The 25,382-nt window shown below is 35.5% G+C and carries 22 protein-coding genes; 7 read left to right on the forward strand and 15 right to left on the reverse strand.

The window, feature by feature from the left end; translation table 11 throughout:
• Positions 1-54 precede the first annotated feature (54 nt).
• The 5 genes from uraH (RA0C_RS02765) to RA0C_RS02785 all read left to right on the forward strand — a co-directional run bounded on the left by uraH (RA0C_RS02765) (position 55) and on the right by RA0C_RS02785 (position 2,983).
• Entirely contained in the window at positions 55-465 is a 411-nt protein-coding gene (gene uraH, locus RA0C_RS02765; RefSeq protein ID WP_013446780.1) for a hydroxyisourate hydrolase, read from the forward strand.
• A 73-nt stretch (positions 466-538) separates the two neighbouring features.
• Positions 539-1,036 carry a GlcG/HbpS family heme-binding protein gene (locus RA0C_RS02770; RefSeq protein ID WP_014615187.1) on the forward strand — a complete coding sequence of 166 codons (498 nt, stop codon included), beginning with the start codon at positions 539-541 and terminating at the stop codon, positions 1,034-1,036.
• Complete coding sequence (locus RA0C_RS02775; protein WP_014411227.1) at positions 1,033-1,530, forward strand: GlcG/HbpS family heme-binding protein; 498 nt, start codon at positions 1,033-1,035, stop codon at positions 1,528-1,530. The genes RA0C_RS02770 and RA0C_RS02775 overlap by 4 nt, the downstream gene beginning before the upstream one ends.
• Before the next feature lie 78 nt (positions 1,531-1,608).
• Positions 1,609-2,019: a hydroxyisourate hydrolase gene (uraH, locus tag RA0C_RS02780; protein WP_013446780.1), complete on the forward strand. Its 411-nt coding sequence runs from the start codon at positions 1,609-1,611 to the stop codon at positions 2,017-2,019.
• 19 nt (positions 2,020-2,038) lie between these two features.
• Complete coding sequence (locus RA0C_RS02785) at positions 2,039-2,983, forward strand: transketolase family protein (RefSeq protein ID WP_004919799.1); 945 nt, start codon at positions 2,039-2,041, stop codon at positions 2,981-2,983.
• 39 nt (positions 2,984-3,022) lie between these two features.
• Here the strand turns inward: RA0C_RS02785 and RA0C_RS02790 are convergent, their stop codons facing one another.
• Complete coding sequence (locus tag RA0C_RS02790) at positions 3,023-3,460, reverse strand: GNAT family N-acetyltransferase (RefSeq protein ID WP_015345488.1); 438 nt, start codon at positions 3,458-3,460, stop codon at positions 3,023-3,025.
• A gap of 161 nt (positions 3,461-3,621) precedes the next feature.
• Here RA0C_RS02790 and RA0C_RS02795 point away from each other — a divergent pair, with 161 nt between their 5' ends.
• Complete coding sequence (locus RA0C_RS02795) at positions 3,622-4,587, forward strand: NAD-dependent epimerase/dehydratase family protein (RefSeq protein ID WP_004919802.1); 966 nt, start codon at positions 3,622-3,624, stop codon at positions 4,585-4,587.
• 57 nt (positions 4,588-4,644) lie between these two features.
• Here the strand turns inward: RA0C_RS02795 and RA0C_RS02800 are convergent, their stop codons facing one another.
• The 14 genes from RA0C_RS02800 to RA0C_RS02865 all read right to left on the reverse strand — a co-directional run bounded on the left by RA0C_RS02800 (position 4,645) and on the right by RA0C_RS02865 (position 22,027).
• Entirely contained in the window at positions 4,645-5,769 is a 1,125-nt protein-coding gene (locus RA0C_RS02800) for a hypothetical protein (RefSeq protein ID WP_004919805.1), read from the reverse strand.
• A gap of 109 nt (positions 5,770-5,878) precedes the next feature.
• Positions 5,879-7,507 carry a chaperonin GroEL gene (gene groL / locus RA0C_RS02805; protein WP_004919809.1) on the reverse strand — a complete coding sequence of 543 codons (1,629 nt, stop codon included), beginning with the start codon at positions 7,505-7,507 and terminating at the stop codon, positions 5,879-5,881.
• Between the two features lie 77 nt (positions 7,508-7,584).
• Positions 7,585-7,863: a co-chaperone GroES gene (locus tag RA0C_RS02810; RefSeq protein ID WP_004919811.1), complete on the reverse strand. Its 279-nt coding sequence runs from the start codon at positions 7,861-7,863 to the stop codon at positions 7,585-7,587.
• Positions 7,864-8,103: 240 nt separating this feature from the next.
• Positions 8,104-8,517, reverse strand: a complete 414-nt coding sequence (locus tag RA0C_RS02815) for an META domain-containing protein (protein WP_004919814.1) — start codon at positions 8,515-8,517, stop codon at positions 8,104-8,106.
• A gap of 17 nt (positions 8,518-8,534) precedes the next feature.
• Positions 8,535-10,937: a phenylalanine--tRNA ligase subunit beta gene (gene pheT / locus RA0C_RS02820; protein WP_004919816.1), complete on the reverse strand. Its 2,403-nt coding sequence runs from the start codon at positions 10,935-10,937 to the stop codon at positions 8,535-8,537.
• Between the two features lie 138 nt (positions 10,938-11,075).
• Positions 11,076-12,206, reverse strand: coding sequence for a DNA polymerase III subunit beta (gene dnaN / locus RA0C_RS02825; protein WP_004919817.1), 1,131 nt, complete (start codon positions 12,204-12,206; stop codon positions 11,076-11,078).
• Positions 12,207-12,318: 112 nt separating this feature from the next.
• The gene (locus RA0C_RS02830) at positions 12,319-13,164 is read right to left on the reverse strand and encodes an HAEPLYID family protein (RefSeq protein ID WP_004919821.1); all 846 of its coding nucleotides are present in this window, start codon (positions 13,162-13,164) and stop codon (positions 12,319-12,321) included.
• 96 nt (positions 13,165-13,260) lie between these two features.
• Positions 13,261-13,665, reverse strand: coding sequence for a hypothetical protein (locus RA0C_RS02835; protein ID WP_013446781.1), 405 nt, complete (start codon positions 13,663-13,665; stop codon positions 13,261-13,263).
• Positions 13,666-13,676: 11 nt separating this feature from the next.
• Positions 13,677-16,343, reverse strand: coding sequence for a PD-(D/E)XK nuclease family protein (locus tag RA0C_RS02840; protein WP_004919828.1), 2,667 nt, complete (start codon positions 16,341-16,343; stop codon positions 13,677-13,679).
• A gap of 32 nt (positions 16,344-16,375) precedes the next feature.
• Entirely contained in the window at positions 16,376-17,011 is a 636-nt protein-coding gene (gene rsmG, locus RA0C_RS02845; protein ID WP_004919831.1) for a 16S rRNA (guanine(527)-N(7))-methyltransferase RsmG, read from the reverse strand.
• Positions 17,011-17,361 (reverse strand): VOC family protein, encoded by a 351-nt coding sequence (locus RA0C_RS02850; RefSeq protein WP_004919835.1) that lies wholly within the window; start codon positions 17,359-17,361, stop codon positions 17,011-17,013. The genes rsmG and RA0C_RS02850 overlap by 1 nt, the downstream gene beginning before the upstream one ends.
• 4 nt (positions 17,362-17,365) lie before the next feature.
• Positions 17,366-18,385, reverse strand: a complete 1,020-nt coding sequence (gene galE, locus RA0C_RS02855; protein ID WP_004919836.1) for a UDP-glucose 4-epimerase GalE — start codon at positions 18,383-18,385, stop codon at positions 17,366-17,368.
• A 9-nt stretch (positions 18,386-18,394) separates the two neighbouring features.
• Positions 18,395-19,522 (reverse strand): DegT/DnrJ/EryC1/StrS family aminotransferase, encoded by a 1,128-nt coding sequence (locus tag RA0C_RS02860; protein ID WP_004919840.1) that lies wholly within the window; start codon positions 19,520-19,522, stop codon positions 18,395-18,397.
• A gap of 75 nt (positions 19,523-19,597) precedes the next feature.
• Positions 19,598-22,027, reverse strand: a complete 2,430-nt coding sequence (locus RA0C_RS02865; RefSeq protein WP_004919843.1) for an alpha-ketoacid dehydrogenase subunit alpha/beta — start codon at positions 22,025-22,027, stop codon at positions 19,598-19,600.
• Positions 22,028-22,499: 472 nt separating this feature from the next.
• Here RA0C_RS02865 and RA0C_RS02870 point away from each other — a divergent pair, with 472 nt between their 5' ends.
• Positions 22,500-25,364 (forward strand): M16 family metallopeptidase, encoded by a 2,865-nt coding sequence (locus tag RA0C_RS02870; RefSeq protein ID WP_004919847.1) that lies wholly within the window; start codon positions 22,500-22,502, stop codon positions 25,362-25,364.
• The last annotated feature ends 18 nt before the right edge of the window (positions 25,365-25,382 follow it).

Genomic DNA, 25,382 nt, shown 5'->3' on the forward strand with positions numbered 1-25,382 from the left:
AAATAGAGGAGGATTACAACTGAAAACAATTACTAATTTTTAAATTTTATACCTATGAAAAGAACATTTTTTTTAATGTTAATGCTTGCCTTTGCAAGTCTAACTTTTGCACAAGAAGCAAAATACCAATTGTCAAGTCATATTTTGGACATTACAAAAGGACAGCCTGCACCCAATGTAAGCATTCGCCTTTCCAAATTGCAGCATAAAGACCATTGGGTAACAGTTGATGAAAAGACAACTGACCAAAACGGGCGTATCAAAGACTTTTTAAAAGAAGGAAAAGGCGTAAACCACAAGGGAATTTACAAACTCACTTATTTTACAAAACCTTATTTTGAGAAATTGGGACAAGACACTTTCTACCCGTACATAGAGGTGGTTTTTGAAATAAAAGATAATAATCATTATCATGTACCTATAACTCTTTCACCTTACGGATATTCTACTTATAGAGGAAACTAAAAGTGAAAAATAAATTAAAATGAAATATACTTATACCGAAAAAAAATCGTTAAGTAAATTAAAAATAATCATTATGAAAAATGTAATCATTCTATTTGCTTTGATATTAGGAAATTTCGGATTAGCACAGCAAAAAGAATCCTCATTAGAACATACATTAAGTATCAACCAAAACGGTGCATTAAAATTGGCCGAACAAGCCAACCTTGAAGCGGCTAAACTTAATAAACAGATCTCTATTGCGATACTTAACAACTCGGGGGTTGTTATCCTACTCTTGAAAGGGGATACCGTAGGACCTCACAACACAGAGGCCTCTCGTAGAAAAGCCTATACCGCACTTTCTACAAAAACCCCTAGTTTTATCTTAATGCAAAAAGCCGCCGCTAACCCTACTGCTCAAAATTTGAATACCCTACCCGAATTACTCCTATTAGGAGGTGGTGTTCCTATCTGGAAAGATGGGGTTTTGGTGGGGAGCATCGGTATATCTGGAGGCGGTAGTGGCGAAAACGACCACAATATCGCTCAAAAAGTGGCAGAGAATTTAGGATTTAATACCCAACAATGAAAATATCTATTCATATTTTACTATTCGTAAGCCTACTGATAAATATCCCTCTACAAGCCCAGAGCAAAACTTTATATGAGCCTGTATTAACAGGTGATGCAGCAATGAAAATGGCACAAAAAGCCTTTAACGAAGCCAATAAAAGTGGGCATCGTATCAGTGTTACGGTGGTCGATCAGTCGGGGCAAACGCTCGCTGTACTTAGGCATCACAACGCTGGGGTGCATACCTTACGAGCCAGTTATAAAAAAGCCTTTACTGCCAATTCTCAAAAAAGAGAAACCGCCGAAATTGCACAAGGCATTAAAAATGGGACAATCCCCGAAGATGTTCGTTATTTGGACGAAAATATTTTAATTTTGGACGGAGGAGTGCCCATTTATATAGACGGAAAAGTAGTTGGCGGTATTGGTGTAGGCGGTGCACACGGAAGCGAAGATGTACGGATTGCAAAAGCGGGAATTTCTGCCATTGAAGTAAATACGAACCAATAATCATCTTAATAGGTTTTGCAACCCAAATAGAGGAGGATTACAACTGAAAACAATTACTAATTTTTAAATTTTATACCTATGAAAAGAACATTTTTTTTAATGTTAATGCTTGCCTTTGCAAGTCTAACTTTTGCACAAGAAGCAAAATACCAATTGTCAAGTCATATTTTGGACATTACAAAAGGACAGCCTGCACCCAATGTAAGCATTCGCCTTTCCAAATTGCAGCATAAAGACCATTGGGTAACAGTTGATGAAAAGACAACTGACCAAAACGGGCGTATCAAAGACTTTTTAAAAGAAGGAAAAGGCGTAAACCACAAGGGAATTTACAAACTCACTTATTTTACAAAACCTTATTTTGAGAAATTGGGACAAGACACTTTCTACCCGTACATAGAGGTGGTTTTTGAAATAAAAGATAATAATCATTATCATGTACCTATAACTCTTTCACCTTACGGATATTCTACTTATAGAGGAAACTAAAAGTGAAAAATAAATTAAAATGAAATATACTTATACCGAAAAAAAAGATACAAGAAGTGGTTTTGGTGCTGGGCTAGCAGAACTTGCTGACAAAAATCCAAATGTAGTAGCACTCTGTGCCGACCTTATCGGCTCTCTAAAAATGGAGAAATTTATAGAGAAAGCTCCAGAAAGATTTTTCCAAGTGGGCATCGCCGAAGCGAATATGATAGGCATCGCTGCAGGGCTTAGCATCAATGGTAAAATACCATTTACGGGTACTTTTGCTAACTTTTCTACTTCGAGAGTTTACGACCAAATTCGTCAATCTGTGGCTTACTCTGGTAAAAATGTTAAGATATGTGCGTCTCACGCAGGACTTACCTTAGGAGAAGACGGTGCAACTCACCAAGTGCTAGAAGATATTGGTATGATGAAAATGTTGCCAGGTATGGTAGTTATCAACCCGTGCGACTATAACCAAACTAAAGCGGCTACCATTGCCATTGCAGACTACAACGGTCCTGTCTATCTAAGATTCGGGAGACCTGCCGTACCTGTATTTATGCCAGAAGATATGCCTTTTGAAATCGGTAAAGGGATTTTGTTGCAAGAAGGTAAAGATGTAACCATTGTAGCAACAGGGCATTTGGTTTGGGAGTCTCTAGTAGCTGCAGAACAACTAGAAAAAGAAGGTATCTCTTGCGAGGTAATCAATATCCACACGATTAAACCTTTGGACGAAGAAATCATTTTAAATTCTGTAAAGAAAACAGGAAAGATTGTAACGGCAGAAGAACATAACTACCTTGGAGGACTTGGCGAGTCTGTGGCAGGACTACTTGCAAGAAAGCACCCTACAAGACAAGAATTTGTTGCCGTAAACGATACTTTCGGTGAGTCTGCCACACCAGCCGAGCTGATGAAAAAATACGGAATAGATGCAGAAGCAGTGAAAAAAGCAGTAAAAAAGCTAATGCAGTAAAATTATTTAGTCTTTGCTATAATAAAAATAGCCATAGAATTAAATTTCTATGGCTATTTTCATAATATAATCGTCCATTACAAAACTTTCGCCTACTTCCAACACCACTTCTTTATCTACCTCAAACCCTTGGCTTTTATAAAAATTAAACGATGGGTTTTTCCTATTAACATTTAGTACGATAGACTTATCTTTGTGGCTTTTCTCTTCTCTTTTTAAAAAGCCTATTGCTTCCTTTCCCAATCCTCTTCCTTTAGCCTCTGCCAAAAGATAAAGCTGGTGTAATTTGGTGGTTTGAGGTTCGTAGCCTATTTCAAACCCCATAAATCCTACCTCTACACCACCATTCAACATCAGATAATAATGATAGTTAGGATTCTCAAAATGTTGGTTTAACTCTTCATCGGAGTACATCATACCCAACATATAATCTATCTGCTCTTGCGAGATAATGGCTATTCCACGATTGCTTTGCAAGACTTTGTATCAATGGTATATCTTCCCTTTGGGCTTTTCTAATCATTTTATCACTTTAATTTGGATACAAATCTAATCATTAAATTAAAATTTCTAACCAAAAACATTTCCAAAAAATAGGCATATTTAGTACCTTTGTAAAAACGAAATCGGAACAAACTATGGAAAGTAAAAATGAAAAAATACTCATCACAGGAGCTTTAGGGCAAATCGGTACCGAACTTACAGCAAAGTTGGTGGAAATCTACGGTAAAGATAATGTTATTGCTTCTGGAATTGATAAATGGAGAGAAGGCATTACTACTGCTGGACACTACGAAAGAATAGATGTAACCAACTTTAAACTATTGGAAGATTTTATCAAAGAAAATAAAATCACTACGGTTTATCACTTGGCATCTCTCTTATCTGGAACTTCGGAGAAACAACCACTTTTTGCTTGGAAACTCAATCTAGAGCCACTACTCCACCTCTGCGAATTAGCAAAAGAAGGCTATTTAAAAAAGATATTTTGGCCAAGTTCCATCGCTGTATTTGGTAAAGGTATTCCAAAGCACAATGTTGGGCAAGATGTGGTGCTTAACCCTACCACCGTGTATGGTATTTCTAAAATGGCTGGAGAAAAATGGTGTGAATATTACCACGATAAATATGGTGTAGATGTGCGTAGTATAAGATACCCTGGTCTTATTTCTTGGAAAGCTCCTGCAGGTGGAGGTACTACCGATTATGCCGTGGAAATCTTCTATGAAGCGGTAGAAAAAGGCGAGTACCAATGTTTTATTTCGGAAAACACTGCCATGCCTATGCTCTATATGGACGATGCTATAAACGCTACCATAAAACTAATGCAAGAACCTGCAGAAAACATCAGTGTTTGGGGCTCTTATAATCTAGGAGGTATGTCTTTTACACCTGCAGAACTAACAAATGAAATTAAAAAAGTAATGCCTAATTTCAAAATCTCTTACCAACCCGATTTCAGACAAAGCATCGCTGACTCTTGGCCTGCTTCCATAGACGATAGCAAAGCTAAAGAAGATTGGGGACTTTCTTATGAGTTTGACATCAAAATGATGACCGAAGAAATGATAAAAAATCTGAAAGTTAAGCTAGGGAAAAGTTAGTTATCTCTTTTTCAAATTATACACTAGGGGCTAGCTTAATTTTTCGGCTAGTCCTTTTTATTCATAATATTCTATCTTTCTCACCCACTTATACAAAGCTATTCCGTTAACTGCTTTGGTAATTTCAGTCCAATTATTTTTATCATCAAATACATAATCAAAAGAAATATCATATTTATTTTCTCCAGCGAGAAGATTTAAATGGATAATCTTATCATTTTGTAATTTGTAACTTCCTATCCTAGAGGATTTATTTTTAGATTTACTACAACAATAATGGATAGATACCTGATGCTGTTCATCATATGAAAAATGTTCATAGTATTTTACTCCACTATTATATTTTTTTTCAACTCTAATTAAATTACCTTTCTGATAGTAATATTTAGTTTGTTCATACAAATTTGGAAATTTGTTCTTTGTATCATTTTCAAACAATCCAAATTTTTGGTTTTTAACAAGTCTTTTTTCAGAATCGTAGTAATTCACTATATCTTTATAGATACTTGGAGGAATACCATATATACCATAACTCCAAGCTCCATATTGGTCTTGTTTCCAAGAATATGGATTTTTATAAACTCTATATTTCAGTAATCCATTATCATCATATACATAATTATACTCACTTACAGCTTCATCACTGTGAAATATCTTTTGAACCTTTAATTTACCATTTTCAGTTTTTTCATAACTATGATGAGCGTAATTAGTCCTCAGATTTTTCTTGATAATATTTACTTCGTTATCATTCAGATAATCATAACGAGTTTCAAGAATAGTAGATTGGACAGAGTCCAATTTTCCGATGATTCTATTTTTAGAATCGTAGTTTCTTTGATAAGAAGCAATACAAGTGTCTTTTTTATCAAACCAAGTTTCTTTAATCATATTACCACGATTATCAAAAACCTTTTTATAGTTTAAATAATGACAAAAATCATAGGTATACCATACCTTTCTAAAGCTTTCTAAGGTCTCTTTAGCTCCTCTAAATCCTGTGTGTCCATAATCATCTTCGTAATCTAAAAACTGTGGAGTTGTAATTTCTGTTAAAAATATTACTTTTTCTCTTAAGGTCTTAACCTTACCATAGAGTGTATCTTTAGGCAAATATTGTTGAGATTTTCCTACAACAAAAGCCAAAACTGAAACCATATAAATAAGCTTTCTAATTCTCATCTTACATAATTTTCATTGAAAAATATTGACTATACGAAATCCCATTTTATTAACTAAAAAAACCGCCTAAAAAAGCGGTTTTTTTATTTTAGTTAAATTGCAATGAAAATTACATCATACCTGGCATTCCGCCTCCCATTGGTGGCATTGCAGATTCTTCTTTAGGTAGTTCTGTAATTACACACTCCGTAGTTAATAGCATACCAGCCACAGAAGCTGCATTTTCTAATGCTACTCTAGTCACTTTGGTAGGGTCTATAATCCCTGCTTCTAGCATATTAACATACTCATCTGTTTTAGCATTGTATCCGAAGTCTCCTTTACCTTCTGAAACTTTAGCCACCACTACAGAACCTTCGCCACCTGCATTAGCTACGATTTGTCTCAATGGTTCTTCTATAGCTCTTTTAACTATTTTAATACCTGTGTTTTCATCTTGGTTAGCACCGTTAAGGTTCTCAAGAGAAGCAATGCTTCTTACCAAAGCTACACCTCCACCAGCTACGATACCTTCTTCCACTGCCGCTCTAGTAGCATGTAATGCGTCATCTACTCTATCCTTCTTCTCCTTCATTTCTACTTCAGAAGCTGCACCTACATAAAGAACTGCTACACCACCAGCTAATTTAGCCAATCTTTCTTGTAATTTTTCTCTATCGTAGTCAGAAGTAGTGCTTTCCATTTGAGCTTTGATTTGATTTACTCTAGCTTTAATTTGAGCCTCATCTCCAGCACCATTTACTACCGTAGTATTGTCTTTATCTATAACTACTTTTTCTGCTCTACCTAACATATCAATAGTTACATTATCCATAGTAAAGCCTCTTTCTTCAGAAACTACTTGTCCACCCGTTAAGATAGCAATATCTTCTAACATTGCCTTTCTTCTATCTCCAAATCCTGGAGCTTTTACTGCAGCGATTTTTAAAGAACCTCTTAGTTTGTTAACCACTAATGTTGCCAACGCCTCACCTTCTACCTCTTCTGAAATGATAAGTAAAGCTTTACCTTGCTGGGCTACTGGCTCTAAAACAGGCAATAATTCTTTCATAGAAGAAATTTTCTTCTCTACTAAAAGAATATACGGATTGTCTAACTCCGCTACCATTTTGTCTGGATTTGTAACGAAATAAGGCGACTGATAACCTCTGTCAAACTGCATACCTTCTACCACATCTACCGTAGTATCTGTACCTTTAGCCTCTTCCACAGTAATTACACCTTCTTTACCTACTTTACCAAAAGCTTCAGCGATAAGGCTACCTATTGCATCATCGTTATTTGCAGAAATAGAAGCTACTTGCTTGATTTTTTCAGAAGAATCTCCTACTGCTTGAGATTGAGATTTTAAGTTTTCTATTACAGTAGAAACTGCCTTGTCAATCCCTCTTTTTAAATCCATAGGATTAGCTCCAGCAGCCACATTTTTAAGACCTTCTCTCACGATAGCTTGCGCTAATACGGTAGCTGTAGTGGTACCATCTCCTGCCAAATCGTTGGTTTTAGATGCTACTTCTTTTACCATTTGAGCTCCCATATTTTCTACTTTGTCCTCTAGCTCTATCTCTTTAGCCACAGAAACCCCATCTTTAGTTACATGTGGAGCACCGAAAGATTTTTCTATAACCACATTTCTACCTTTAGGTCCTAAAGTTACCTTAACTGCATTTGCTAATGCATCTACACCTCTTTTAAGTGCGTCTCTTGATTCTATATCAAATTTAATATCTTTTGCCATTTTGTTTATTTAATTAAATTATTGTTATGAAAACACAGATTAAACCTATGTATTACTTTATTTTTATTGATTGATTTTTAACCTAAAATACCTAAAAGATCTCCTTCTCTTACGATAAGATAATCTTTACCATCAAGTTTAAGTTCTGTACCAGAATACTTGCCATAAAGCACTTTATCTCCTACTTTTACAGTCATAGGCTCATCTTTTTTCCCTGCACCTACAGCTACTACTACACCTTCTTGAGGTTTCTCTTTCGCTGTATCTGGGATAATAATTCCTGATGCCGTTTTAGTTTCAGCTGCTGCTGGTTCTACCAAAACTCTGTCTGATAACGGTTTAAAATTTACTGACATATCGTTTTAAATTTTTAATTGTTTAATTTTAACTTCTACTCTAGACACGAAAAAAATGCCAAACACCATACGGCAACAATCATAAGACATTTTGACACATTAAAATGACAAAGATTTATAAAATATGACAAGAATTAAAACAGTAGTGATAAAAAATTTCCTATTGCCTCTCTATATAAACAAAAAACGGATTGAAATATTTTCTTTTCAATCCGTTTTATATTATTTAATAAAAACAATCTACTTCTTACTAAATTTCATTAGTGGTAGTTGGTCTTTGTAAAGTGTAAGAGTAATGCCATCACTTTCGTATCTATTGGCTTTTTCCAACATTTTTAGAAAGTTTTGTTCCACCAACATATCCTTACAAGCCATTCTAGTAGAACCCACATTCTCTACCGAGAAAGCTCCCGTTTGTGCATCTATTTTAAGCTGTCCAAAATAATTGTTACACCCAGAGTTTCCTGATACTTTCTCTGTTTCTACTGTTAAAGTAGGTACTTTACTAGAGCCGAGTCTGCTTTCCGCTAAAACCCACTCTGTTGATAATAGACTAACTTGATTCTTTTTACTCTTAGTTGTAGTTGTATTACCAACCGTGGCACAAGAAAACATCAGCAAACCTATACCTAATGTTAATATTATATTTTTCATAACCTTTTTATTTGTATTTACGAGCGTAGCTCTGCATTAAAATTTTTCTCAAAGAGTGTGATTAGCCCTCCCATTATTTCTGAAATTTCTTTTTCTTCTAATGTTTTTTCTTCATTAAGAAGTTCAAAACTCAAAGCGTAAGATTTCTTACCCTCTGGCAAATTCTTACCTTCGTAAACATCAAACAGATTAACCGATTTAAGATACGGCGACGGCTTCTTCATCACCTCTTGATATAAATCTGAATAAGTGATGTTTTTATCTAAAAGTAACGCTAAATCTCTTCTTATCTTATTAAATTTAGGTATTTCTCTAAACTTAAAGTTACCTTTAGTTCTCAATTCTTGACAAGCCTCTACTTCTATCTCTGCATAAAAAGCCTCCTGCTCCATATCTGCTGATTTAAGATATTCTGGTGCTACCTTACCCAATCTTGCCAATACCTTACCATCAGAAACAAATTCTAACCCATCACTGAAACGAGCATCTTGCAAAGGTTTCTCCTGAATAGTAATTCCTAAAACTTCTAACGCCAATTTAACATACGACTTTAAATGATAGAAATCTGTACTAGATTTCGGTACAAGCCAATTTTCAGATTGATGTCTACCAGAAATCAGCATTGCTAGTTGCTTTCTTTCTTTATAAGTTTCAAATTTATGATAGATTTTACCTAACTCAAAAAACTTAATATCCGTATTTTTACGATTGATATTATAGACTGCATTCTGTAATAAACCTTCTAATAAAGAAGTTCTCATAAATGCCAAATCATTACTCAATGGATTAAGCAATTTAACTGCATTGGTTTCATCTTTCACCGTAGTAAGTGAGTTGTTCATCACTTCATTAAACCCGTTAGACTGTAACAATCTAGCCCAAGTATTTTCTAAAGCATCTTGGTCTTCAAAACTCAATTTTACTGGTGAAAACGCAATCTTTTGAGGACTATCTATTTTGTTATATCCATAGATTCTAAGCACTTCCTCTATCACATCTATCTCTCTAGTAACATCTGCCCTATAGGTTGGCACAGAAAGCTCTAGACCGTCTGGAATTTCGTTAAGAATTTCTATTTCAAGCGATTTTAATATCTTCTTTACCGTCTCACGATGGATTTTAACTCCTAGAATTTGGTCTAGCTTAGAATATCTAAATAGCACATAGTGAGGATTTATTTTCTCAGGATAAACTTCTATTAAATCTCCTACAAGTTCTGCTTCTGCCACTTCTTTAAGGAGACTTATCGCTTTGGTAATGGCAATCCTAACCGCATTAACATCTACACCTCTTTCAAAACGGAAAGATGCATCTGTATTTAAACCATGAGCTTTCGCCGCTTTTCTTACTGATACTGGATTGAAATAAGCACTTTCTAGGAAAACTTTTGTCGTTGAATCTGAAACGCCAGAATCTGATCCACCAAATACTCCTGCGATACACATTGGTTTATCCGAAGCATCTTTTATCATAATTTCTGTACCGTTAAGCGTTCGCTCCACACCATCTAAAGTAGTAAATCTAGTTCCAGAATTACAAACACCTACGACTATTTTTTGTCTAGAAATTTTATCCGCATCAAATGCGTGTAGAGGTTGCCCCAAACCGTGTAAAATATAATTGGTAACATCTACCACATTATTGATAGGATTTAACCCTATGGCTTTAAGTTTATTCTTTAACCACTCTGGAGAAGGCTTTACCTTAACATTATCTAAAACAGCTCCTATATATCTAGAACAAAGCTCTGCATCCTCTACTTCTATAGAAAATCCATGCTCACCTTCTGGCTGAAAAATATCAGACGATACCTTTTCAAACTCTGTTTCTGTGATATTAGACGCGTACAGAAAAGCATTCAAATCCCTAGCCACACCATAATGAGACATTGCATCTGTTCTATTAGGCGTTAGCCCTATTTCATAGACTTCATCTTTAGTTATTTCAAAATAATCTGCAAAAGGCTTCCCTACTTCGTGAGTTTCGTCTAAAACCATAATTCCATCATGGCTATTCCCTAACCCTAATTCATCTTCAGCACATATCATTCCTTCGGATACCTCTCCTCTTATTTTAGCCTTTTTGATTTCAAAACTATTCCCTTCCTTATCATAAAGCGTTGTTCCTACTACTGCCACAGGTACTAATTGCCCAGCCTCTACATTAGGTGCTCCACATACAATTTCTAAAACCTTACCTCCTCCTACATCTACGGTTGTTTTTTTGAGTTTATCTGCGTTTGGATGTTTTTCACAAGCTAAAACTTTACCTACCACAATACCCTCTAAACTTCCTTTTATACTTTCAAAAATTTCTATACCCTCTACTTCTAGCCCTATGTCCGTAAGGTAAGCTCCTATCTTCTCTGAACTCAAGTCGGTTTTGATGTAGTTTTTTAACCAATTATTTGATATTTTCATTCTTTAAATATGTGTTTGAAAATCTTATTATTTTTAAAACATTGACTTAAATTTTCCTTAAAACAAAATTTGAGATTTGTATTTCAAATCTCAAATTCTGAAAGTAATTTAATATACAATCACTTTAGTTATCATTAATTACATTCCTATGACAGGCATAGAAAGCATTAAAATATGTTCGTTTTCATCTAGCCCATCTATTGGTTCTAAAATACCTGGACGGTTAGGCTGAGACATTCTCATCAATACATCATCAGAACTCAAAACTGATAACATTTCTGTTAAAAATTTAGAACTGAAACCAATGTTGATGTCTTCTCCTTTATAATCGCAAGGAATCTGCATATCTGCTTTATTAGCAAACTCAGTATCCTCCGCATGTAGATGAAGGATATTACCCGATAACTTAAATCTTACTTGATTAGTAGATTTGTTAGATAAAATAGATGCTCTCCTAATAGAACTAAGTAGTAAATTTCTATTTACTGTAAGCAAATTAGGGTTTTCTTGAGGGATTACCGCAGAATAATTAGGATATTTACCATCTATTAAACGACAAATCCAAATATGATTACCAAAGGTAAATTTAGCCATATTCTCATTAAACTCAATAACAACTTCTTCCTCCGTATTGGCTAAAATATTTTTAAAAATACTCAATGGTTTTTTAGGCATAATGAACTCTATAGGCTCACTATTTTTAATGTCTTTTCTCTTGTAAACTACCAATCTATGAGAATCTGTAGATACAAAATTAGCTTCGTTTTCTCCAAATTGGAATAAAACTCCCGTCATTACAGGGCGAAGCGTATCATTACTTGTAGCAAACAAAGTATTTACCAACGCTTCTGCTAATACCCCTGAAGGTATCGTAACACTTTGTGAAGCATCAAACTCTGGTAACTCTGGGTAATCTTCTGCATTATCTAGAGCCACCTCATAGTTATCTCTATCATCTAGAATTTCCAGTAAAGCTCCCATTTCATTAGCAGACTCCTTTACTGTAAAAGTTAAAGGCTGTTCCCCAAAGGTCTTTATTAATTCCTGAAAAGTTTTCGCAGGAACTGCTATTTTACCTTGATCTTCAGACATTACCTCTAGAGAAGTTACCAAAGTAGTTTCTCCGTCAGATGAAGTAATTTTAAGATTTTGATTATCTAGTTCGAACAAATAGTTTTCTAGAATAGGGCGTGATTGTGAACTGGAAATCACACCACTTACCACTTGTAAAGCCTTTTGTAACTCGCTACTTGCTACGATAAATTTCATAAATAAAAATTATTTGGATACAAATATAAGTAATTGTAACAAAACAATGAAAAAAAGTAACCTTTTTTGAACTTTCAGCCTTAAAAAGTTACTAACAAACACCGTATTTAACTTAATGTTTAGGCTCCCATATCAATCTTAGAAAAGAACTCAATCGTTCATTTTCTCTACTTACAGGAATCCCCACAACAACACCTAACATCAACTGCTCCGAAATCCCCAAACGCATCTGAGGACGCATAACCATATCAAAATTACCTCTATCAAAGGTTTTATTAAATTCCACTCCCACAAAATTCCTCGTTCCCGAAATCATATAATGAAAACTAGAATGCACATCATACACCATATGAAATTTATTGGTGATAAAATTCTGCTCTATCATTGGTCCTGTATAAACCAAAGTATGGAAATTATTTCCCCAGCGTTTAGCCACCACAAAAAACGGATTGTAAACATTTCCTTTAATTAAAGGTTTTCCAAAACGTCCAAAATCTGAAAACTCTAACTCATTGATGTAGCCTAAAGCCATTGTAGTCGCTTTTTCTTCATTTACCAAAAACGACCATTGTAAAGCCAATTTCAAACTATTAAGTTTACTAGACGGAGCCTGCACTTTCTCGTTTCCCGTAGGAGAATAGAATGTAAACGGTAGCTCTACTTCTAACCCTAACCTATCAATAGGAGCCCATTCGTACTCTACCAATGCTTCATAGGCATCAAAATTGAGTTTATCTGTTAATCCAAGTCCTAAATTCCATTCTTTTTCGCCTTTTCTCGCTCCTAAATCCCTTATCAAATCTATATACAAAGGCTCTGCGTGTAAAACTTTAGCAGGTTCTTTCCTTTCTTCCACCTCTGCTATATAGAGACTATCTTTTTCATTATTATGATTTTGAGAAAACACATTGCCAAAAATTAGCCCTAAAGCTAATAGCATTATTTTTTTAAAATTCATATTATTTTTGATTTTAACCTTAATTTATTTTACAACTCTAGATAATCCTTAATTTATTAAGAACCATCATTATCATAAACCATTTATAAATTAAAATCAAATTTTAGGCGGAGGCACATCAAATTGAGAAAAGCCGTTAAGGAGCTTGGATACTCCAACGGTGCAAATATATTTTGAGAAATAAAACTCAACCATTTGAACTGATTTACACGGAGAAAATAATCCGAAAAACCAATTATATTTAGATTTTTTAGTATAATTATCCAAATCGCACTCCTCGGATTCTTCTATGGCATTTTCATACTTAAATACTTTTTCTACAATAACTTCTATAATGCTTTCCATATCATTATAATTTGAAGTTTCCGAGAAATAGTATCTATCATCATCTGGAGTATCTATGCTTATATTCATAAAATAAACGCCCAAAATTCCCCAGAGAAATTTTAGAAAAGTTTTATTTCTGAAATTATTCATTTTAATGATACTCTTTTTCGCCATAATATATCTTTCTAAACACTTTCCTCAAAATCTATATCAGGGTTGAGAATTTCTGTAATAATGCTTGATATTGAAACCATAGCATCAGACAAATCGCCGTCTATTTCTAGCATTTGCACTCCACGACTTACCTCTGCAAAACTCCATATCCCACAACTAATATCCTTACCCAAAAACTCCGAAAGTTGCCCCATAGCATAGGCATAAATACAAAGCTGAAGTGCTTGCTTATAATCTTTATTTTTAAGGAGTGTTTCTCTGTTTTTATCTGAAATTTTTAGCCTTAGATTTTTAGTTTTAGCCGTTTTATAATCTATCACTCTTAGATTTCCGTTAAGTCTATCAATCCTATCTATAAAACCTTTAAAAGCCACTTCTAACTCATCTGAAACCTTAAATTTAACATCCTTAATTTCTTTTTCTAAATCTAGTATTTCTAAAGTATTTCCACTAGAAACCAGCTCTAAATCTAACTTTAAAATATCTCCTATGACTTTTTTAGCCATCTGCTGATGTACGAAATTCATACCTCTTTCGTAAAATTCGGGCTGATGTTTCAGCGTTTTTATTGCAAACTCAACACTTTCATCTATTTGAGTTATTGCCCATTCTAAATCCTGCGGAGTTAATATCTTCCCCTTTAATTTATCATATAAAAACTCCAACGCATAATGCACTAAATTACCATAGTTCCTAAGAGAAAGTTCCTCTTCTATTTCGGAGGTTTCCTTTATCTTTAAAACTACTTTAGCATAAAAATCAATAGGATTATAGAGATAAGTGGTAAGGTGTGATGCCGCAATATTATGTTTCCATTCTTTGAGCCGTTCCATTACCTGTGGAGTTTTAGAAACCACCATCGGAAGGACCTCTACGGGTTGCGACTCATTCTCCACCATAATTTTTTGCACTTGATGAGGACTTTCCATTTCTATTTGGGTGATAAATCTACTTTTCTCTCCCGTATTAACGCCCGAAGACAAGGCATTATAAAGCAAGTGGATATGATGAGCGTCCTGCAACAATCGGTAGAAATGATAGGCATAAATACCATCGTTCTCCAAGAAAGTATTAAGACCGAAGTTCTTTCTTACATCAAAAGGCAGATAGGTATTTTGTGAGTTCCCTAGCGGAAGTTTACCTTCGTTAGTAGAAAGCAAAATGATGTTTTCAAAATTGAGCAATCTGGTTTCTAGCAATCCCATAACCTGCAAACCAGACAAAGGTTCGCCCTGAAAATCCACAGATTCTGTACTTACCATCTGATTAACCAAAACCTCTAAATCTTCTATACTTACATCAAATTGATAAGGTTCTAATTGATTTTTAACGATTTTAAAACTCTTTTCAAAATAAGAAATATTCTCGTACTGAATATCATCTATAGGCTTGTATTTCAACTGATAACAAAAAGCTATCAATATCTCTAACAACTCCTTAACACTTTGTTTTTCAAAGATGTTAAAGAAATTCAATCCACCCAAGTATTCTTTTAAAAGAGAGTAGGAAACATAAACAATATTATGCTCCGAAATGTAGTTTACAAACGCTCTAATGACCTTATCCTCCTGCTCATCGGTTGGCAAAGTTTCCAAAATCCCTACAACATCGTGATGATAATAAGTTGATGATTTTTTCTCTAGCTGTTTGTGCAGATAAAAAATCTGTTTCATAGCGTTGCTAAAAGATAAATTTTTAAGCGGAAGCCCCATCGTAATATTAACTTTAGGCACTTCTGATAAGACTTCCAAACAAGCGGGAAGCAAGTTCTCGTCTAGTAAAACCAACGCTGTCTTAGAATAGTCTGACTCTTTATAATCTTTGAATATTTTAGGAATCACCTGCGTTTGGGTAACATTGCCCGAAACCTCATAAACATTGATGTTTTTAGATTGAGAAAACTGATTCTCTACCCAACTAAAGTTTCTGTAATCATTAAACTCCGCCCAATCTATATAACGCCTTAAAAACTGCCCTGCTTCTTGCCTTTTATCTTTAATATAGTACTCGTCTGCTTGGAAAAAACATTGTGCCTTGTCCCATTGTAACAACTGCCTTACCAGCAATTCTTCAACCGGCGTAAAGGCATTAAAACCACAAAAAACATATTGCTCCGATGTCTGCTCTGCAAATAATTTAATTTTAGATTTGGCTTCCTGATGAAGCATTCCAGAGGTTGCCCATTGCTTAGCTTTAAGTTCTTTTTTTAGTAATGGCAAAAAGGTAGTCATTTTTCGCCAAAAGTTGAGATTTCTCTGCCTTGCATTGTCTTCTTCACCTAAAGTTTCTCCCCAGTTTTTAATGCGTTCCTCATCAAACATATATTCCAACACCGCCTCATCAGAATCAGAAAACTTTAAAATATCGTCCCAATCCTTCAATAATGTTGGAAACCATTTTAAAAACTGACCAAAATCCTCTGCTGGAAATAGCTGCCTATAAACATTATAAGCAAATAGCCATAAGGAAATACCTTTGATTTCTTGATAGCCAGAAATATCCCTAATGAGCTCCTCAATAGTAGAAAATTGCGGAAGTAGCCCCGAATATTTTTTTTGTTTTTTTAGAATATCCTTAATAAACACCACCGGTCTTTTACCTGGTAAAACGATGTTAAACCGAGATAAATCCGATGATTGTACTAATAATTCATCTATAATTTTATTAAGGAAATTCATTGGTATTTTTTGCTAAATCTATGTTTTTAACTTTATGAGTTGAAATTACCTTTAGAAAGATACACTACCTTTTTTGTATCAAAAAACTCTTCTTCAAAGTAATTTTTAAGATTGAAAATCTCGCATTTAAGTCCTGCCAATTCCTCCGCCAAATCGCCGCCTTTTAGGTAAAGTACGCCATTATGTTTAGGATTAAATTGTTCTTTTTCAAACTTTCCTTTTAGCCATCGCAAAAACACTGGCATTTGCGTAACCGCCCTACTGACTACAAAATGGTATTTATCCTTAAGTTTTTCGGCTCTTCCGTGTACGGCTATTAAATTCTTTAACTCTAATGCCTCTGATACCGCTTGTACCACTTTTATCTTCTTCCCGATAGAATCTATTAAAGTAAACTCTACTTCTGGAAACATTATTGCCAAAGGTATCCCTGGAAATCCACCGCCAGTACCAATATCCAGAACTTTTGTTCCTTCCGAAAAAGGCATTACCTTAGCGATACCCAAAGAATGCAATATATGCTTTTCATAAAGGCTATCCGTATCTTTCCTAGAAATTACATTTATTTTCTCGTTCCACTCTTTATAGAGAGGCTCTAGCAACGCAAACTGATGTTGCTGCTGCTCGGTAAGCTCTGGGAAATATTTTAGTATTAAATCTTTTTTCATCAAACCTTCTTTTCAAAGAATTCTAACCAATGTCCATCAATATCTTCAAAAGTGAGTAAATTGCCATAACTTTCTTTCTTAATACCTCCTATCATTTTTACACTTTTCTCACTCAAAATATTATATATGGAAAAAATATCATCAACTTCAAACATAATTCTCGTTTTTGTGGGTACAACCTTACCTTTTTCAATTGGTCTCCTTAACAAAGCAAAACTGCCTCCATTGAATTCAAATTCAGCCCAATCTCCCTCTATCAATTTTAGGTTAAAACCTATTTCTTGATAAAATCTTATGGATAATTCTAAATTACTTACATAAATCCAACAAGCATATATTCCCTTTATCATCTAGCTAATGGTTTCTCTGTTCTAGATATTTTTGCCATTCCCAAGTCGTTCTAAGAGCTTCTTCTAAAGAGGTTTCAGCTTTCCAACCGAGTTCTCTCTCTGCTTTATCAGCATTGGCATAAGCTATGGTAATATCACCTTCTCTACGACTGCATATTTGATACGGTACTTCTACCCGATTGGCATTTTCAAAAGCTTTAACGACTTCTAAAACCGAAGAACCTTGCCCTGTTCCCAAATTATAAATATCCAAAACAGTCTCTTCTTTTGCATTGATGAGCTTTTTAAGTGCTGCCAAATGAGCCTTAGCTAAATCTACCACATAAATATAATCTCTAATCGCGGTACCATCTGGCGTTGGATAATCGTCTCCCCAAATACTAAGTTTCTCTCTAATCCCTGCCGCTGTTTGTGTAACATAAGGCACCAAATTGTTAGGTACTCCCAACGGTAACTCTCCTATTTTGCCCGAAGGATGTGCCCCAATGGGATTAAAGTACCTCAACAAAGACACTTTTTTAGCGTGAGCTCTAGAAAAATCCTTTAAAATCTCCTCTCCCATCTGCTTGGTTTTACCATAGGAAGATTCTGGAGTTTTAAGTGATGTATTTTCGTCTATTGGCATTTCGTCTGCCTGACCATAAACCGTACACGACGAAGAAAATATAAAGTTAGATATATTTCGTTCTTTAAATTCTTGTAATATATTGATTAAGGAAAATAGATTGTTCTCATAGTAATCTATCGGTTTCACTTGGCTTTCTCCCACCGCTTTAAAAGCAGCAAAGTTGATACAACCTTCTATATTATGAGCATCTAAAACTTGGCTTAATAATTCTCTTCGTTTTAAATCAAAAGGATAGAAAATAGGTTTTTTGCCTGTAATTTCTTCAATGTTTTTAAGCACAAACCTCTCCGAATTAGACATATCATCTACAATCACAACATCAAAACCGTCATTCAGTAGTTCAACCACTGTGTGAGAGCCTATATAGCCTAAACCTCCCGTTACTAATATTGTCATAACTCTTTCTTATTTATTTACAAACTCTAAAACAGTTTCCGTAATATATTTTAACTGTTCGTCATCTAACTCGGTGTGCATTGGTAATGAAATTACTTCGGATAACAAACGGTCTGTATTTACAAAATCGGCATCATTACTTTCTTGGTAGTAAGCCTTCTGTTTTCTAAGTGCCACAGGATAGTATATCATCGCAGGAATTTCTTTTTCCGCCAAATACTGCTGAAGTTCATTTCTTTTCCCATTAAGGATTCTAAGAGTGTATTGATGAAATACGTGCGTTGAGTTTCCTGCTCTTTTTGGTGTCAAAATATGAGGACAATCTTTAAAAGCCTCATCGTAAAAATCCGCAGCTTTGCGTCTAGCCTCGTTATAGTTATCCAGATGTGGTAATTTTTTTCTTAGAACCGCCGCTTGTATACTATCTAGTCTTGAATTAACACCCACCTCATCGTGATAATAGCGTTCGTACATTCCGTGGTTTACAATTCCTCTTAGACGGTGTGCCAAAGCATCATCATTAGTAAAGATAGCACCTCCATCTCCGTAACACCCTAAATTTTTAGACGGGAAGAATGAAGTCGTTCCTATGCTTCCCATTGTGCCAGATTTTTTAGTCGTTCCATCGGCAAAAGTGTATTCCGCACCTATAGCTTGTGCATTGTCTTCTACTACAAAAATGTTGTGTTCCTTTGCTATTTTTAGAATCTCTTCCATATTAGCACATTGTCCAAATAAATGCACAGGAATTATCGCTTTAGTCTTTGGAGTAATGGCTTCCTTTAACTTCTCTGTATTTATAGTAAAGGTATCATAGTCCACATCTACCAAAACGGCTTTCAACTTTAATAAATGTATCACTTCTACCGTTGCAGCAAAGGTAAAATCTGCAGTAATTACCTCATCTCCTTCTTTTAAACCTAAAGCCATTAAAGCTATTTGGAGTGCATCTGTACCGTTAGCACAAGGGATTACGTGTTTTACATCTAAATATTCTTCTAACTCGGATTGGAAAGATTTAACCTCCGAGCCATTGATGAATTGTGCCGACTGCATTACATTAAGCACTGCATTATCCACTTCATTTTTAATTTTAAAATACTGGCTCTGCAAATCTACCATTTGTATCTTTCTCATAATATTGAGTTTTATGTATTAAATAGGTTGAGCGACTGCCGTTAAACAATCGCTCTTATCAATTTTTATTATTGTTTATATTTTAGGGAATTTACTTGGATTGGTTTCGTGAAACACCGCATAAACTTCCTCCACTATATCATCCACAGAAGGTTTACTAAAGTAATCTCCATCACTAGCATAAGCTGGTCTGTGGTTTTTAGCCGTAATGGTTACTGGGTCGCTATCCAAATATCTAAAGGCTTTTTGTTTTTCTAAAATTTGCTGAAGAATAAAGGCAGAAGTTCCTCCTTCCACATCTTCATCTATCACCACCAAACGATTGGTTTTCTGAAGACTTTTTGCAATTTCGTGCTCTAAGTCAAACGGAATTAATGACTGAACATCTATCACTTCCGCTGAAATGCCTAACTGTTCTAGTTCTTTAGCTGCCTCCATCACCACACGCCAAGTAGAACCATAAGTAACAAGGGTAACATCTGCCCCTTCTTTAGTTACCTCTATTTTACCCACAGGCACGGTAAACTCGCCTAAGTTGTCTGGTTGTTTTTCTTTTAAACGATAACCATTAAGACACTCCACAATTACCGCAGGTTCATCACTTTGTAACATCGTGTTGTAAAACCCTGCTGCTTTAGTTAAGTTTCTAGGAACTAATACCAAAATTCCTTTGGACAAGTTAAGTATCCCCGCCATAGGAGAGCCTGAATGCCAAATTCCTTCTAATCTATGCCCTCTAGTTCTTATAATTACTGGAGCTTTTTGTCCCCCTTTAGTTCTGTATTGCACTGTTGCCAAATCATCACTCATACCTTGCAAACAGTAGAGAATATAGTCTAAATATTGAATCTCTGCAATTGGACGAAGCCCTCTCATCGCCATACCAATCCCTTGACCTAAAATAGTAGCTTCTCTAATCCCTGTATCTGCCACTCTCGTAGCTCCATACTTCTCTTGCATTCCTTCCAAACCTTGGTTTACATCACCTATGTTCCCCGTGTCTTCTCCAAAGACTAAGGTTTGTGGATATTTTTCAAATATTTTATCAAAGTTGTTTCTTACCACTACCCTTCCGTCCACTTCTTCGGAATTATCACTATAAACAGGCTTTACTTCTTTTACATTAGTTGCCTTCCATTGAGATTGAGAGTAAAGATGAGATGAATAATGGTCTTGCTCCTGCAATAAAAGTTCTTGATAAGTCTTTTCTAAATCTTTTCTTTCCGCAGAGACTTGCCCTCTTGTAAGCCATAGTGCTTTTCTCATCAGATGGAACACTTCTCTCTTTCCAACCGATATGATTTTACCGAAATCTTGCAATAAAGACTCTACTTGAGTATTTTGAGCTTTAAGTTTTTCTACCGCTGACAGCCCTTTTTCTTTAACAGATTTAATAGCATTTTGGTAGGCTTCCCACGCTCTTTTTTGTCCTTCTTTAACTTCTTTCTTTGCTTCTTTATCTAAGGCATCTAATTCTTCTGCCGTAGCAAGAATTTCCGTTTGTCCGTCTATTTCTATGCTATAATTGAGTATCCATTCTCTAAACTGTTTAAGACCATCGTACTCTGCTTCCCAATTCAATCGCTCTTCTGATTTGTATCTTTCGTGAGAACCCGATGTGGAGTGCCCTTGTGGCTGCGTAACTTCTTTAACGTGAACTACCACTGGAATGCTTTGATTCCTTGCAAAATCTTCTGCTCTAGCATAAGCGTCTAACAAAGCTGGATAATCCCACGCCTTTACGGTAATGATTTCGCAACCTTCAGCTTTACCTTCTTTTCTTTGGAAACCTGATAGCATTTCAGTAATATCTGCTTTGGCTCTTTGGTTGTGCGTAGGCACAGAAATACCATACCCATCGTCCCAAATACTTACAATCATAGGGACTTGCAAGGCACACGCGGCATTAAGGGTTTCCCAAAAATGACCTTCCGCAGTGGAGGCATCTCCTATCGTCCCAAAAGCTACTTCGTTGCCATTACGAGAGAATTTTTCTGAGCCTTCAAATTGGATTTCTTTATAAATTTTGGAGGCTTGTGCCAAACCTAAAAGTCTAGGCATCTGCCCCGCCGTAGGTGATATATCGGAAGAAATGTTTTTTTGTTCTGTTAAGTTTTTCCAACTGCCATCTTCGTTAAGGCTTCTGGTGGCGTAATGTCCGTTCATTTGTCTTCCTGCCGATGCGGGCTCTCTTTCTACACTTGTATCTGCATAAAGCTGTGCGAAAAAACTCTCTACACTTACGGCTTGTATCGCTAAGGCAAAAGTTTGGTCTCTGTAATACCCCGACCTAAAATCGCCATTTCTAAACACCCTTGCCATCGCCAACTGTGGCAACTCTTTACCATCACCAAAGATACCAAATTTCGCTTTTCCTGTAAGCACCTCTCTCCTACCTAGATAGGACATCTCTCGGGAAATTCTCCCTAGTTTATAATCGTTTAAAATACTATTTTTAAAATCCTCAAAAGACACTTTTTGAGACTCTATGTAAGTTGTACTCATAACTCGTTTTGAATTTTGACAAATATAATAATTCTAAATGAAATATTTTAGGGTACTCTACTTTATTCGTATTGAAAAAAATCATCTCCCTCCAATCGTAGATATTTGTTAAGAGAGAAAATGAGTTTGTTGCTATTAAAGGAGGCTATTGATAGGATAATTCTGTAAGGTTATAAGGCTTACTAAAGTATTTTTTGAATTATTTTCAATTTTATGAATAAAAACTGTTCATTCTTCTATTCCTCAAAGCCGTTTTTTAATTCCTCATTAAAATAATGAGCTCCTCACAATCATTCTTCTATTCCTCACGGTCATTCTTGTATTCCTACGAGCCTTTATTGTATTCCTCATCGGAAAGAATATTGTTCTTTCCGACTTTTTTGTACCCAAAGTCTTTGGTATAATAAAATATTTTACCAATTATTACTCTAACTAAGGTATCTTTGCACCTCAATAAAGATTTTTGAAAGTGATGAAATATGATGTAATATCCCACACCGATAAGAATGGGCTAGAATACCTATCGGTAACTAACGACGACAACCAAGTAAGAATATACACGCTAAAAAACGGTCTTAAAGTTTACCTCTCCAAAAATTCTGATGCTCCCAGAATACAAACTTATATCCCCGTAAGAACAGGAAGTAATAACGACCCCAAAGACAATACTGGTCTTGCCCACTATCTGGAGCATATGATGTTTAAAGGTACTTCTAAAATAGGTAGCCTTGACTGGGAAAAAGAACGACCTCTTTTACAGAAATTATCTGATTTGTTTGAGCAGCACAAAGCCACCCAAAACGAGGAAGAAAAAAAGCAAATTTACAAAGAGATAGACACTATTTCTCAAGAGGCAGCACAGTATGCTATCCCCAACGAATACGACAAAATTTTATCTTCTCTAGGGGCTTCTGGCACTAACGCCCACACTTGGCTAGACGAAACGGTGTATAAAAACAACATTCCGTCCAACGAGTTGGAAAAATGGTTTAAAGTAGAAAAAGAACGCTTTTCGGAGCTAGCTTTAAGGCTATTCCATACCGAGTTAGAATCGGTTTATGAAGAGTTCAATAGAGCCCAAGATAACGATTTTAGATTGGTGCATTATGAAATTATGGACGCTCTTTTCCCTAATCACCCCAACGGACAACAAACCACCCTCGGTAAAGCCGAACATCTAAAAAATCCGTCTATGGAAGCCCTACATAAGTATTTTAACGAATACTATGTTCCTAACAATTATGCCCTTATTTTGGTGGGAGATTTAGATTTTGAACCAACTATTGCTTTAGCTGAACGCTATTTTGGCACTTTTTCTTTTAGAGAATTGCCTCCAAAAACACCTATTATAGAGCAACCTATAAGCAACATTATTAAAAGAACTATTAAAAGTCCTTCTGCACCTAGACTTCAGATGGCATGGCGTTCTCATAGCTATGGTACTCAAGAAGCTAGACTTACCGAGATATGCACTCAAATCCTTTCAAACAACGGTGAGGTAGGACTTATTGATTTAAACATCAATCAAAAACAAACCGCATTAAGAGCGTCGGCGTTTCACTCTCCATTTAAGTCCTATGGATTTTTGTCTATCGTCATCGTTCCGAAGGAAAATCAAACTTTGGACGAAGCGAAGGATTTAATTCTATCCCAAATAGAAGCCTTGAAAAAAGGAGATTTCCCAGATTGGCTTATCCCTGCCATCATCAACGATATTAAAAAAGGAAGATTAAAACAACTAGAAACTGCCGATGGACTCGCCACACTCCTTTACGAAACCTTTATTAAAGAAAGAGAATGGAACGAGGAACTAAACGAACTCAATCTGTACGAAACCATTACTAAAGAGGAAGTCATTAGTTTTGCCAACGAGTTTTTTGGCGAAAATTATGTGGTAGTTTATAAAGAAAGAGGCGAAAATGATAAACTCATACGCGTAGAAAACCCTAAAATAACGCCTATTAAAATCAATAAGGAAGCTCAATCTGAATTTTTAACGCAACTCCTCGCAGAGAAAACTCACGATATAGCTCCTGTTTTTGCCGATTATTCTAAAGAAATTTTAGAGGATAACCTCAATGGGATTAAACTCAGTTCCATTAGAAACACCCAAAACAACCTCGCTCAAATGAATTTTATTTTCCCTATGGGTACGGATAATGATAAAGAGCTAGGTTTGGTGCTAGAAGTTTTGGAATATATGGGAACCGACCGCTATTCTCCCGAAGAAATTAAACAAGAGTTTTACAAGATAGGAATTAATTACAGCTTCCAAGTTGGTACAGATAATATTAGTATTATGTTAGGCGGTTTGGAGGAAAATCTTGCTACAGGAGTTGCACTAATGGTGCATTGGCTAAGGAATATACAGTCTGATAATTCCATTTATCAAACTATGGTAGCCTCCATCTTAGATGCTCGTGAAATAAGTAAGAAGGACAAAAACCAAATTACGAGAGCCTTAGTAAATTATGCTAAATATGGAGAACACTCTCGTTTCCGAGATGTTATCACCAAAGAAAGGTTACAAACGGCTAAGGCGGAAGATTTCACACAAAGAACTCGGATGTTGTTGGATTACCCATATGAGTTGTTTTTCTATGGGCAGGATATTGAAGCGTTTAAATCAGCATTATTAAATATAGGTCTTACCAAAGGAAACCTTACACCTCCAACTCCGAAAAACTACCCAGAGCCACTCACTAACCAAAACAAAGTCTATCTAGTAGATTATGATATGGTACAGGTGGAAATAATGAAGGTAGGACGAGGCGAAGAAATCAATCCTAAAAATTTTGGGCGAATAAGCGTCTTTAATGAATATTTTGGGCGTGGGCTATCTTCTATTGTGTTTCAGGAAATACGAGAATCTAAATCGTTGGCATATTCAGCTTATGTGTCTTACACCTACCCTAGCCAACTCAAAAAGTATGATTATGTAACATCTTACCTTGGCACTCAAGCAGACAAAATGGAAATCGCTCTAAACTCTATAAACGAACTGATGAGCGAACTCCCACAAGTCAAGTCGCAATTCAATAATGCTAAAAGTTCTGCTCTGAAGCAAATTGCTTCGCAAAGGCTTACGAAGCAGAATTTATATTTCAATTATCTTGCGATGCAAAAATGGGGATACAGCTACGACATTAGAAAGGATATTTATGACGAGATAAACTCGCTTAGCTTAGACGATTTAACTAATTTTTATAATCAAAACATAAAACCGATACCGTACCACACCGCCATTATAGGGCAAACCAAAAGCCTTGACTTAAATTATCTAAAAAGTTTAGGAACAGTGCAAGAGTTAAGCATAGAAGATTTGTTCGGTTATTAAAAACAAGAAAAAAGTCAG

Source organism: Riemerella anatipestifer ATCC 11845 = DSM 15868 (assembly GCF_000252855.1).
In the GTDB taxonomy this organism is placed as follows: domain Bacteria; phylum Bacteroidota; class Bacteroidia; order Flavobacteriales; family Weeksellaceae; genus Riemerella; species Riemerella anatipestifera.